The organism is Thioalkalivibrio sp. ALE19 (assembly GCF_000428605.1).
Taxonomy (GTDB): Bacteria; Pseudomonadota; Gammaproteobacteria; order Ectothiorhodospirales; family Ectothiorhodospiraceae; genus Thioalkalivibrio.
The window spans coordinates 1-12,573 of record NZ_AUAG01000021.1 but is presented as its reverse complement, the minus strand read 5'-3'; the positions used below and the strand labels follow the sequence as shown (position 1 = coordinate 12,573).

Here is a 12,573-nt window from a genome sequence, read left to right as displayed (position 1 = left end):
ATCACCCTTACACACTGGCCGGCACCGGTCCCAGAACCGGTGCCTCCTGATCCGGCAGCGCAAACTCCGGCGGGTATTCCACCTGCACGAAGTACAGCCCCCCGGCCGGCGCCGTGATCCCCGACTGGCGTCGATCCCGCGCCGCCAGCACCTCACGGGGCCACTCCAGCTCCGCGCGGCCGTCGCCCACCGCCAGCAGTACGCCCGCGATGTTGCGCACCATATGATGCAGAAACGCATTGGCATGCACGTCCACCAGCACGTACTCACCGCGCCGCCGGACCGTCACTTCGTGCACGCGACGCACCGGCGACTTCGCCTGACAGGCCGCCGCGCGCAGACTGGTGAAATCCTGCTCGCCGACAAAATGCCGCGCCGCCTCCTGCATCCGCGCGACATCCAGCGGCCGCCGCCACCAGGCCACGCGGCCCGCCTCCAGACCCGGCCGCACGGGTCGGTTCGCGATCACGTAGCGATACCGGCGGGAACGCGCCGCGAAACGGGCATGGAACGCCGGTGCGACCGGCTGCGCCCAGCGAATCGCAATCGAATCCGGCAGGTTGGTGTTGCCCCCCAGGATCCAGGCATGCGCCTCACGCCGGCTCGCGGTGTCGAAATGCACCACCTGAGCCGTGGCATGCACCCCCGCATCGGTTCTTCCGGCGCAGGTCAGTTCCAGCGGGTGATCCGCGACAAAGCCAAGCGCCTTCTCCAGTTTCTCCTGCACGCTGGGCCCGTCCTTCTGCCGCTGCCAGCCCAGCCACGGCGTACCGTCGTATTCGACCCCGGCCGCCCAGCGCTGCAAGCCCGCCTCCGGTTCCCTTGTCTTGCCCATCCGCTGCCCGTACTCCCCGTCTTTCCTCGGTGCCGGTTCACCCCGTCACCCAACCGCCCCACTGCAACCCCAGTGCGACCATCCCCACCAGCGCCATCCAGCCGGTCTCCACTCCCCGCCAGCGATCCTCGCGCACCGCCATCGGGGAGCCCGGAGCGGGCTGTTCCCGTTCGGCCGGATCCAGGGCCGGATCCAGGGCCGCGTCCAGCCGCTGCACCAGCCATTCACGCACCGCATCCACCCTCGCCCTGCGGTCCCCCGACAGCCGGCCCCGCCGAGCTTCGATTCCGGCCCGGTCGCGTTCGAACGCCTCCAGCGCCAGGAACAGCCGGCGGGCGAAAGAGTGTCCGGCCCCCAGCGCTGAACCCCGCCGACCGCCCAGCACGCTGCCCAGGGCCGGCACCAGTTCCGTGCGCGCGTACCGATCCGTCAGCCAGACCACGGCCAGCACCACCAGCATCAGCGCCACGATCCGCGTAGCTGCCTCCAGCAGCCCCGCCGCGGTGCCTCCATCCACGGGCCACAGCCCGAAGAACAGGGCCAGCGACAGGTAGAACCACTTCATGCGCCACCACATGCGCAACGCACGCTCCCACGGAAACGCCCGCAGCCCCGGGGCCAGCAGCAGAGCCGGCACCGTCACGGAGACAGCCACCGGGGATGCCGTCAGCACGGCCCCCGACAAGAGCAGAACGGCCCCCAGGGCCCCGATCGCCGGTTGCATGACCACCTCCCCAACGCGAAAAGGGGCCCGCAGGCCCCTCTCGCCGGTACGGTCCGGACCGCGGGCGAACCCGCCGACCGGCCACCCCGTCAGGCGTCTTTCAGTTGGTCCTGGATCGCCCGGGCCCGCTCTTTCTCTTCATCCGACCCGGAGGCCATGATCTCGTCGATCAGATCCTGCGCGCCTTCCTGATCACCCATGTCCGCATAGGCCTGGGCCAGGTTCAGCCGGGTCTCGTTATCGTCTTCGCCTTCGGCCGCCGGAGCTGCGGAATCCAGCGCCGCCGGTTCGTCTGCTTCGGCGGACGCAACCGGTGGCTCGTCGCCGCCGGCTTCGTCGCCCAGCAGTTCGTCCAGATCCATGGACGGGACATCGCTGCCGGCATCGCCGCCGGCAGGCTGACTGTCATCGGCAGAGGGCAGATCCGATTCCTCGATATCAAAGGACAGATTGTCGAGGTCGTCGAGATCCCCCGCCGCATCCCCGGCTTCCGAACCCTGACTGGCAGCGGCCAGCTCTTCGTCGAGCCCGGTATCGGCCTCGAAATCCATACCGGAATCGAGCTCACCGGCCGCCTTTTCCGGCGCCGCCGGCTCGCCCGAACCCGGGGCCTCCTGTTCCTCGGCAAAACCCGACAGGTCAAACTCCCCGGGTTCGTCGGCCGAATCGCTGGCTGCGGTATCCGCGGACGGCGTACCCGAGGCCGCAGAACCGTCGCCCGATCCGGCTTCCAGGTCCGCGAGTTTCTCGCGGATCTCGCCGTCTTCCGGACCCAGGCGTTCGCGCAGGCTGGCGGCGGCCTGGCGCATCTCGGAGTCGCGCCCCTGAGCCGCGAAGGCTTCCACCAGCTTCAGGCGGTACTGGAGATTATCGGGCTCGTCGTCGATGGCCGAGGACAGGGTATCGACGGCCTGATCGTTCATGCCGTAGGCAAGGCAGACATCCACCTCGGCCAGCACGTCGTCGGCGCTCATACCCCCGGTTTCCGACGCCCCGATTTCACCAGCCGGGGTCGGCTCGCCCACCGCTTCTTCCGCCTGGCTCATGCCCGCATCGTCCCCGTCGCCCGGGCGCGCGGGCGTGGCCGGGGCCTCGTCCTGCGGTTCCGTACCGGTGCCACCGGCCGAGGCGGCAACGGCGCCTCCGGCAGCCACCCCCGTGGCACCCGCCACCGCGGCGCCCGAAACGGACGGCTCGGACGCCTCCTCGCGGGCCTCGTAACCGCTGCGCGGATCCGGGGTCGCCTTCACGCCGGAGTTGTCCACCCGGGCATTGCGGTCGCCACCCGGGCCACCCGGGCCACCCGGGCCGCCACCACGACCGCCGCGGGCAAATGCCAGCAGAACCAGCACCAGCAGCACCACCAGAGCGATGGCCATCATCATGAGCAGCGGATCGTTCATGATCCGCTGGTGCAGCGGAGCGTCACGTTCGGCCTCGGCCTCTTCCATGCGCGCCCGCAGTTCCGCCCGCTCGTCCTGCAGCTCCGCGAGCTGGGCTTCCAGCGTGGCCAGTTCCTCGCTGGCGATCTCGGCCACCTGTTCGCGATCCTGCAGGGATTCGCGCATGCGTGCGATTTCTTCCTGCATTTCGTCCATTTCGGCGCGCTGCGAGATCAGGGCCTCCTGAACGACTTCGGGCGATTCGGCGATCAGCGCCGCTTCCTCACCTTCCGGCAGCACGTCGGTGACGATTTCGAGACGATCATCCACTGCGTCCGCATCGTCTTCGGCCGCCACGGCTTCGTCATCTTCGCGTTCGGCTTCCTCTTCACGGACTTCTTCGGGATCTTCCTCGGGCTCGTCCCTGGCCTCTTCCTCGACGGCTTCCTCGGCCACGTCCGGATCCGTGTCCTCGGTCACTTCTTCTTCGGTAACCTCGGGCTCGGGCTCCGGTTCGGGACGCGTACGCGCCTGCCAGGCTTCGGTCTGACGCTGGATTTCTTCACGCGCCCCGGCGGCGTCGACCGCTTCCAGCGTCGCACGGTCCGGCGTGCGCAGTTCCGCGTCGGCACGCAGTGCATTGACGTTGCCATCGATAAAGGCATCGGGATTTTCCCGCAGGAACGCAAGCATGGCCTGCTCGTTGCTGACCCCGCTCAGCCCTGCCCGCTGCACGATCGCATACAGCGTGTCACCGGAGCGTACGCGATAGGTATCCTGCGGGGCCGCGCGGTCATCATCGGGCGCGGCCGCGGTGGTGCGTGCCGCCGCACGATCATCCGGAAGCGTGCCCGGAGGATCCAGCAGCAGGTTGATTTCACGGTAACTGCGCCCCCCGTCCCAGCGGGCTTCGAGAAGGACCCCGATGTAGGGCTCGCGCACGGGCTCGCGGGTGCGCAGGACGACTTCGCGATCCTGCCCCTCGCCACGGAGTTCAACCCGCAGGTCCCCCGGCACGCGGCCCCGGTCCAGTCCCGCACGGCGGTACCGCTCTTCGGAGGCCTGACGCACCTGCAGCGATTCATCGGTCGCCGCGCCTCCGCGCAGCGCCACCCGGACATCCAGCGCCTGGTTCAACGTGGACTGGATCTGGGGATCGCCCAGCCCCACGGAGCTGGAAGAGGCCGGCGCGACCAGCAAAAGAATGATTAGCCCGAATAGTAACTTGCGCACGAACGTCCCCCTGTGTGTGCGTGGTTGCTGTCCGGGGCCGCCCGTGTCTCTGCCGACACGGGCTGTTGCCCGGCCCCTTGAACAATGAGGCTACCAGATCCCCGGCATATTGTGGGATTTAATCACAGGTAATCGCGGATCAAAACCTCGGCGATCTGGATCGTGTTCAAGGCTGCGCCCTTGCGCACATTATCGGAGACCACCCACATATCCAGCCCGCGGGGATGCGAGATGTCCTCGCGGATACGGCCGACGTAAACCGCATCGGTGCCACTGCTTTCGGTCACGGCGGTCGGGTACCCTCCGTCCTCGTGGCGATCCAGCACCTCGATGCCCGGTGCGGCCGCCAGCAATTCGCGCGCGCGTTCGGCCGAGATCTTCTCGCGGGTTTCGATGTGCAGCGCTTCGGAATGCCCGTAGAACACCGGGATGCGCACCGCCGTGGGGTTCATCTGGATGGACTCGTCGCCCATGATCTTGCGGGTCTCCCAGACCATCTTCATTTCTTCCTTGGTGTAGCCGTTATCCTGGAAGACATCGATATGCGGCAGCGCGTTGAACGCGATCTGCTTGGGGTAGACGCTGCATTCCACCGGGCGACCGTTCAGCAGGGCCGCAGTCTGGTGGGCCAGCTCCTCGATCGCGTCCTTGCCGGTACCGGAAACCGCCTGATAGGTGGCCACGTTCACGCGTTCCACGCCGACCGCGTCGTGCAGCGGCTTGAGCGCGACCAGCATCTGGATGGTGGAGCAGTTGGGATTGGCGATGATCCCGTGGCGCTCGTAGTCGCCCACCGCATCCGGATTGACCTCCGGGATCACCAGCGGGATCTCGGGGTCATAACGGAACTGCGAGGTGTTGTCGATCACCACGCATCCGGCCGCGGCCGCCTTCGGCGCGTATTCCTTCGACACCGATGCTCCCGGCGAGAACAGCCCGATATCCACCTGCGAGAAATCGAACTGCGCGAGGTCTTCCACGATCAGTTCGCGGTTCCCGTAGGAGACGGTGCTGCCGGCCGAGCGTTCACTGGCCAGGGCATGCACACGGTCCAGCGGCAGGTCACGCTCGGCCAGGATGGAGAGCAGGGTCTCGCCGACGGCACCGGTGGCGCCGACGACGGCCACGTTGAACTTGCGATCACTCATGTCGGAGTCCTGTAACGTTGAGAAAGGGTGTCAGGCGTCGTCCAGCGCAGCCACCAGCGCATCGCCCATGCCCTGGGTCGATACCAGCTGCATGCCGTCGCCATGGATGTCCGGGGTGCGCAGGCCCTGATCGAGCACCCGGCCCACCGCGGCTTCCAGGCGTTCCGCAAGATCGTTCCGGTTCAGGCTGTGCCGCAGCATCATGGCAATCGACAGCACCGTCGCCATCGGATTGGCCTTGCCCTGCCCGGCAATGTCCGGCGCGGAGCCATGGATCGGTTCGTACAGACCCACGCCCTCGCTGTTCAGCGAGGCGGACGGCAGCATGCCGATGGAGCCGGTCAGCATCGCGGCCGCATCCGACAGGATGTCACCGAACATGTTACTGGTCACCATCACGTCGAACTGCTTCGGATCGCGCACCAGCTGCATGGCCGCGTTGTCCACGTACATGTGCGACAGCTCGACCTCGGGGAACTCCTGCCCGACGCGCTCGACCACCTCGCGCCACAACTCGGAGACCTCCAGCACGTTGGCCTTGTCCACCGAGCACAGGCGCTTGTTGCGTTTCATCGCGGCCTCGAAGCCGACCCGCGCGATGCGCTCGATCTCGGACTCGCTGTAGCCGGCGGTATTGAAGCCGTAGCGTTCGCCGTCACGCTGCTCGATTCCGCGCGGCTGGCTGAAATAGATCCCGCCGGTCAGTTCGCGCACGATCAGCAGATCCAGCCCGCTCACCACCTCGGGCTTGAGGGTGGAGGCCGAAGCCAGCTGCGGGTAGAGGATCGCCGGGCGCAGATTGGCGAACAGCTCGAGATCGGAACGGATCCCCAGCAGGCCGCGCTCGGGGCGCAGGTCACGTTCCAGGGATTCGTACTGCGGGCCGCCGACCGCACCGAGCAGGATCGCATCGGCGCGGCGCGCCTGCTCCCGCGTCGCCTCGGGATAGGGGTGGCCCGCCGCATCATGCGCGGCGCCCCCGATCAGACCCTGTTCGATCTCCAGTTCGAGGCCGCCGATCTCGGCGACGCGTTCCAGCACTTTCAGCGCCTCGGCCACAATCTCGGGCCCGATCCCGTCACCGGGCAATACCAGAATTCGGCTCACAAACCTCTCCTAACCATCAGATCCATCAAATTTTTTCCACCCGTAGGAGGCCAGCCCTCTGGCCGATTGGGCGCCAGGACAGGCTCCATCGGCCAGAGGGCTGGCCTCCTACGGGGGTAACCCCGTCCTGGCGCCCGGTCGATCCGACCGTTATTCCACCATCCACGGGCGTTCCTGCCGCAGGTGTTCTTCATAGGCGCGGATGTCATCGGCGTACTGCAACGTCAGGGCGATATCGTCCAGCCCGTTCAGCAGGCGGTGGCGCCGGTCCTCGTCGAGCGTGAAACGAAACACCGTACCGTCCGGCGCCGTTACGGTCATCTCTTCCAGGTTGACCTCGACCTGCGCGCCCGGATTCGCCTCCACCTGCTCGAACAGGTTCTGCACCTCGTCCTCGGCCAGCACCACCGGCAGCAGCCCGTTCTTGCAGCTGTTGGAGAAGAAGATGTCGGCGAACGACGGCGCGATCACCGCGCGAAAGCCGAAATCGGTCAGCGCCCACACCGCGTGCTCGCGCGAGGAGCCGCAGCCGAAGTTCTTGCGCGCCAGCAGGATGGTCGCCTGGTCATACGGTGGCCGGTTGAGCACGAAGTCGGGGTTCGGCCGGCGCTGCGAGTGGTCCATGCCCGGCTCGCCCGGGTCCAGGTAGCGCCAGTCGTCGAACGCGTTGGGGCCGAAGCCGGTGCGCTTCACCGACTTCAGGTACTGCTTGGGGATGATCGCGTCGGTATCGACATTGGAGCGATCCAGCGGCGCGACGATCCCGCGGTAAACGGTAAAGGCCTGCATCGCTCAGCCCTCCAGCTTCGACGGTTCGATGAAATGCCCGGCCACGGCCGCCGCGGCCGCCAGCGCGGGGCTGACCAGGTGGGTACGCCCGCCCTGCCCCTGGCGGCCCTCGAAGTTGCGGTTCGAGGTGGAGGCGCAGCGCTCGCCCGGCTCCAGCCGGTCGGCGTTCATCGCCAGGCACATCGAGCAGCCCGGCTCGCGCCACTCGAATCCGGCATCCAGGAAGATCCGGTCCAGCCCTTCCTGCTCCGCCTGCTGCTTCACCAGCCCGGAGCCCGGCACCACCATCGCCAGCTTGATGTTGTCGGCCTTCCTGCGACCCCTGACCACCTCGGCGGCGGCGCGCAGATCCTCGATCCGCGAGTTGGTGCAGGAACCGATGAACACCTTGTCCGGACGAATCTCCGTCATCGGCGTGTTCGGCTTCAGGTCCATGTATTCCAGGGCGCGCTGCATGCCCTCGGCGCGCACCGCATCGGACTCGGCCGCCGGGTCCGGCACGCGACCGTCGATCGGCGCGACCATCTCCGGCGAGGTGCCCCAGCTCACCTGCGGGGCAATCTCTGCGGCATCGAGCTCCACGACCGCGTCGAACTCGGCATCCGGGTCGGAAACCAGCGTACGCCAGTACTCGGCGGCGCGTTCGAACATCTCGCCGGTGGGCGCCTGCGGCTTGTTACGCACGTACTCGATGGTCTTCTCGTCCACCGCCACCATGCCCGCGCGGGCCCCGGCCTCGATGGACATGTTGCAGATGCTCATACGGCCCTCGACCGACAGGCTGCGGATCGCCGATCCGGCAAACTCGATCGCATAGCCGGTACCGCCCGCGGTGCCGATACGGCCGATGATCGCCAGCACGATATCCTTGGCGGTCACGCCCGGGCGCAGCTCGCCCTCCACGCGGATCTGCATGGCCTTCGTCTTTTTCTGCCACAGGCACTGGGTGGCCAGCACGTGTTCCACCTCGGAGGTGCCGATGCCGAAGGCCAGCGCGCCCAGCGCGCCGTGGGTGGAGGTGTGCGAATCGCCGCAGACCACGGTCATGCCCGGCAGGGTCGCGCCCTGCTCCGGCCCGATCACGTGCACGATGCCCTGGCGCACGTCGGCCATCGGAAAGAACTTCAGCCCGAAGCCGGAAACGTTTCTCTCCAGCGTCTCCACCTGGGTGCGCGAGACCGGATCCTCGATCCCGGCATCCCGATTGGTGGTGGGCACGTTGTGGTCCGGCACCGCCAGCACGGAATCCCCGCGCCACGGCGTGCGCCCGGCCAGACGCAGCCCCTCGAAGGCCTGCGGACTGGTCACCTCGTGCACCAGGTGGCGATCGATGTAGAGCAGCGTCGAACCGTCCGGCTCTTCGCGCACCACATGTGCCTCCCACAACTTGTCGTACAGGGTCTTGCCTGCCATTCCTCACTCCCCCGGCCGCGCCGCGATGTTCCTGCCATATTTTCGGTGAGCGGCCGCCAAAGCCCCCTGTAGGAGGCCAGCCCTCTGGCCGATTCGACGTTGGGGCAAATCGGCCAGAGGGCTGGCCTCCTACGGGCGGGCATGCCGATCACATCGTCAGTCTGCGGCTGCCGCGATATTCTTTCAAATCCGATTTCTTATCCGTATCATTCCATACAGTTATCAATCGGCGGCAGACGAGCCGGATTCCGCCATCGAATCGGCCATTATCGCACGCGGCCCCCGGAGAGACAGGCATGCGCCCGGAGCAACTGAGTGTTGAGTCCCTGCAGGCCTTCGTCGCGGTGGTCGACACGGGTGCGTTCTCCGCGGCAGCCGAACGTCTGCACCTGACGCAGCCAGCGATCAGCAAGCGCATCCACTCACTCGAGGCCACCCTGGAACGCCCCCTGTTCGAACGTCAGGGACGCCGCGTGCGCCCCACCGAAGTCGCCGAACGCCTGCTGCCCGAGGCCCGCGAGATCCTCGCCCGGCTGCGGGCGATCGAGCAGCAGATCGCGGATCTGGACACCGTGGTACGCGGTCGCATCCGCCTGGCCACCTCCCATCACATCGCGCTGCACCGCCTGCCCGACCCGCTGGCCGCGCTGCGCGGGCGCTACCCGGAACTCGAACTCGAGCTGGCATTCATGGACTCCGAGGCGGGTATCCAGGCCGTGCTGCACGGCGACGCCGATCTGGCCCTCGCCACGCTGCCCGAGTCGCTGCCCGACGGAATCGAGGCCCGGACCGTGTGGACCGACGAACTGGTGCCCATGATCGCCCGCACGCAGGCTGTCCGAGCGCCCGGCGACACCCTCACGCGCCTGCGGGACTGGCCGGCCATCCTTCCCCCGGCGGATTCCACCACCCGTCGGCGGATCGAACAGGCCCTGGCCGCGACGGAGCTGCGCCCGGCCGCCGCCCAGGAGAGTCCCTATCTGGAGGTGATCCGCATGATGATCGCCGCGGGTCTCGGCATCGGCTTCCTGCCACGCGACATGGCCACCGACGATCTCGCGGTGCTCGACTGGCCGGGGCCCCCGGTTGTCCGTTCCCTCGGCTGGGTACGCCACGCCGCTCGCTACCGCTCGCGTGCCCTGCAGGCCGTCATCGAGGAACTGGAAGGCGCGGCGCAGACCTGAATTCTCGCCGCTCAGGCGGCGTCGTCGGCCTGCACGCGCACACAGTTGCGCCCTTCGGCCTTGGCTTCGTACATACCCAGGTCCGCCCGGGCCAGAACGGCATCGATCGATTCCTCCGGCATCCAGGCGGCCACCCCCACGCTCGCGGTCATGCGCACCACCGCATTCCCGCTCTGTACGCAAAGGGCCTCGACCTCGGAACGCAGGCCCTGCGCGCGCTTCTCCGCCCGTTCCAGCGGCACGCCGGGCAGCAGCACCCCGAACTCCTCCCCGCCCAGTCGGGCCAGGGTCTCGCCGGGCTTCAGGGCATCGCCCAGCACCCGCGCCGTCCGACGCAGGACCTCGTCACCGACGGCATGACCGTGGCGATCGTTCACACCCTTGAAGTGGTCGAGATCCAGCAGCACGACCGTCAGCGGCTCCTCCTCCAGACGCGTGCGATGGCGGGCCGCCTCGGCGGCATCGAAGAATCCGCGCCGGTTGGCCACGCCGGTCAGCGGATCCGTGGTGGACATCCGCACCAGCCGGTCCATGGCCGCAAACTGCCAGTGGCGCAATGTATCCTCGCGATGCGCGATGGCCAGCAGCGCAAGCAGCACGAAGGAGACAAACAGCCCCGCCAGTCGGGCCTCCGCTTCCTCGGCGCCGGCAGCACTGCCAAGCACCACGCCCCAGGTGGCGAGCAACAGCACCGCGGTGAGACCCCAGCGCCAGCGGCCGGTGTTCGGCAGCAGCAGCACGAACACCACCCCGACAAACGCGAACTGGCTGACGTCCAGCGCCGGATTCGAGTGTTCCAGTCCATAGACAAAGGTCAGCGCGAGGGTCAGAAGCGTCACGCCGATGCCGGTCAGCGGGGCAGCGGTGAGCAGGCGTTCCGGCCAGCGCCAGACACTCACCGCCGCCGCCACGAGCATCACCGCGAAGATCCCTCGCAGCCCCAGCGCAAGCGAAAGCCATTCGGCCTCCAGACGCGCCAGATCCAGCGGAACCAGCGCCCCCAGCATGGCCAGTATCAGCACGAGGACTACCAGGAACGTCCCCCGCATCCCGCGCGAACGCTCGCTGCGAAACCGCCCTTCCAGCTCCCGGTCCGGGAACTCGGCCGTCCACGAGGAAGGGCGCGGCAGCGACACCGGGAGGCCGCCATACGGCATATAGCTGGGACGATCGCCCACCGCTTCCCCTCCGAATGGATATTGACAGTGCAGGATCCCACAAGAGGTGTGAGTGCACCAGAGCATTCCGTGCTCGGCACGGGAGTTCGCTCAGGCGTGCAGGGCCTCGCGCGGCAGCGCCGAGGAGATCATCCAGGCGGCAAAGACAAACAGCGTGGAAGCCACCAACGCCCCCTCCAGCCCCCAGAGCATGAAGATCGCGCCAGAGGCCAGCGTGCCGACCAGGCGGCCACCGGCGTTAGCCATGTAGTAGAAGCCGACCTTCATCGCCACGCGGTCGGACTCGGCGTAGTCGAGGATCAGGAAGGAGTGCACGGCCGAGTTGATGGCGAACACCACGCCGAACACGCCCAGCCCGATCATCAGCACCCAGGCCGGGTCCAGGCCGGCCTCCAGGCCGATCACGATGGCCAGCGGCAGCAGCATCAGAACGAACGCCCACAGACGCGCGGTCAGCCCGGTCGGATGCACCCCGCCCCGGCCCAGCAGGCGCGGCACCGAGGCCTGCACGATGCCGTAGCCGATCACCCACAGCGCCAGAAACGCCCCCACCTGCATGTGGTTCCAGTCCAGGGTCGCGCTCAGGAACACCGGCAGCGCGACCACGAACCAGACATCGCGCGCGCCAAACAGGAAAAAGCGCGCGGCCGAGAGCACGTTGATCGCGGTGGAGTTCGAGAACATCCGGGTGAACTTCGGCTTGCCGCCGACCTTGCCAAGGCCACGCGGCAGCCCGACCACCGAGAACAGCATCACCACGGCGAGCATCCCGGCCAGGACCACCAGCGCCATCTGGAATCCGACCGAGTACAGCAGCGCCCCACCGACGAAGAAACCGACCCCCTTCAGTGCGTTCTTGGAGCCGGTGAGCACCGCGACCCAGCGAAACAGACGCCCTTCGCCGTCGCCGGCGACCAGCTTCACGCCGGATTTCGCGCTCATCTTGTTCAGGTCCTTGGCGATCCCCGACAGGGCCTGCGCGAACATCACGTACGCCACGCCCAGCCACGCCTCGGGCACCGTGAGCATCAACAGCGCGGCGACCTGCAATAGCGTCCCGCCGATCATCGTGGTGTTCACCCCCAGCCGCGCGGCCAGCCAGCCGCCCGTCAGATTGGTGACCACCCCGAACAGCTCGTAGAACAGGAACAGGAAGGCGATCTCCAGCGGGCTGTAGCCCAGCTGGTGGAAGAACAGCACGACCAGCATGCGGATTGCGCCATCGGTGATGGTGAACGCCCAGTAGTTCGCGGTGATGCGCGCGTAGGCGCCCACGCCGAGGACCGGCGAAGCGTCAGGATCCGGACCAGGGAAACGCTGATTCATGTACACGCTCGCGCTCGAGTCGCTTTTGCGTGCGGACAAGGCGCGGTGACCGCCGTGCAGTCATTCTGCACAAGGGAGCCGCAACGCCGTGCGCGCGCCCGTTTTCGATAACAACGGGCGGCCGAGCCCCTGCATTCAATAACTTGTGGGGGTTGGCACCCCGGGTTCCCCGATCCTGCGTTGCGGCCCTTGCCGGTAGAACCACTACCGGCTGCGCACCGCGCCTTGTCTCGGAAAACCCGGGGTGCCAACGC

The 12,573-nt window shown here is 67.6% G+C and carries 10 protein-coding genes; 1 reads left to right on the top strand and 9 read right to left on the bottom strand.

Annotated features, from left to right (window positions below; genetic code table 11):
- Nucleotides 1-7 precede the first annotated feature (7 nt).
- The 7 genes from truA to leuC form a co-directional block, all read right to left on the bottom strand.
- Nucleotides 8-835 carry a tRNA pseudouridine(38-40) synthase TruA gene (truA, locus tag F787_RS0109230; RefSeq protein ID WP_028491978.1) on the bottom strand — a complete coding sequence of 276 codons (828 nt, stop codon included), beginning with the start codon at nt 833-835 and terminating at the stop codon, nt 8-10.
- Between the two features lie 37 nt (nt 836-872).
- Nucleotides 873-1,559, bottom strand: coding sequence for a hypothetical protein (locus F787_RS0109225; RefSeq protein ID WP_018870828.1), 687 nt, complete (start codon nt 1,557-1,559; stop codon nt 873-875).
- Nucleotides 1,560-1,648: 89 nt separating this feature from the next.
- Nucleotides 1,649-4,141: a FimV/HubP family polar landmark protein gene (locus F787_RS0109220; RefSeq protein ID WP_028491977.1), complete on the bottom strand. Its 2,493-nt coding sequence runs from the start codon at nt 4,139-4,141 to the stop codon at nt 1,649-1,651.
- Nucleotides 4,142-4,296: 155 nt separating this feature from the next.
- On the bottom strand, nt 4,297-5,322 hold the full coding sequence (locus F787_RS0109215) for an aspartate-semialdehyde dehydrogenase (RefSeq protein ID WP_018870826.1): 1,026 nt from the start codon (nt 5,320-5,322) through the stop codon (nt 4,297-4,299).
- A 30-nt stretch (nt 5,323-5,352) separates the two neighbouring features.
- The gene (gene leuB, locus F787_RS0109210; RefSeq protein ID WP_196801927.1) at nt 5,353-6,429 is read right to left on the bottom strand and encodes a 3-isopropylmalate dehydrogenase; all 1,077 of its coding nucleotides are present in this window, start codon (nt 6,427-6,429) and stop codon (nt 5,353-5,355) included.
- A gap of 150 nt (nt 6,430-6,579) precedes the next feature.
- Complete coding sequence (leuD, locus tag F787_RS0109205; protein WP_028491976.1) at nt 6,580-7,218, bottom strand: 3-isopropylmalate dehydratase small subunit; 639 nt, start codon at nt 7,216-7,218, stop codon at nt 6,580-6,582.
- Nucleotides 7,219-7,221: 3 nt separating this feature from the next.
- Nucleotides 7,222-8,631: a 3-isopropylmalate dehydratase large subunit gene (gene leuC / locus F787_RS0109200; protein ID WP_028491975.1), complete on the bottom strand. Its 1,410-nt coding sequence runs from the start codon at nt 8,629-8,631 to the stop codon at nt 7,222-7,224.
- Nucleotides 8,632-8,927: 296 nt separating this feature from the next.
- Here leuC and F787_RS0109195 point away from each other — a divergent pair, with 296 nt between their 5' ends.
- On the top strand, nt 8,928-9,815 hold the full coding sequence (locus F787_RS0109195) for a LysR family transcriptional regulator (RefSeq protein WP_019570810.1): 888 nt from the start codon (nt 8,928-8,930) through the stop codon (nt 9,813-9,815).
- Between the two features lie 11 nt (nt 9,816-9,826).
- Here F787_RS0109195 and F787_RS0109190 read toward each other — a convergent pair whose 3' ends face one another.
- The gene (locus F787_RS0109190; RefSeq protein ID WP_028491974.1) at nt 9,827-10,993 is read right to left on the bottom strand and encodes a GGDEF domain-containing protein; all 1,167 of its coding nucleotides are present in this window, start codon (nt 10,991-10,993) and stop codon (nt 9,827-9,829) included.
- Nucleotides 10,994-11,083: 90 nt separating this feature from the next.
- Nucleotides 11,084-12,319 carry an organoarsenical effux MFS transporter ArsJ gene (gene arsJ / locus F787_RS0109185; protein WP_028491973.1) on the bottom strand — a complete coding sequence of 412 codons (1,236 nt, stop codon included), beginning with the start codon at nt 12,317-12,319 and terminating at the stop codon, nt 11,084-11,086.
- Nucleotides 12,320-12,573 lie beyond the last annotated feature (254 nt).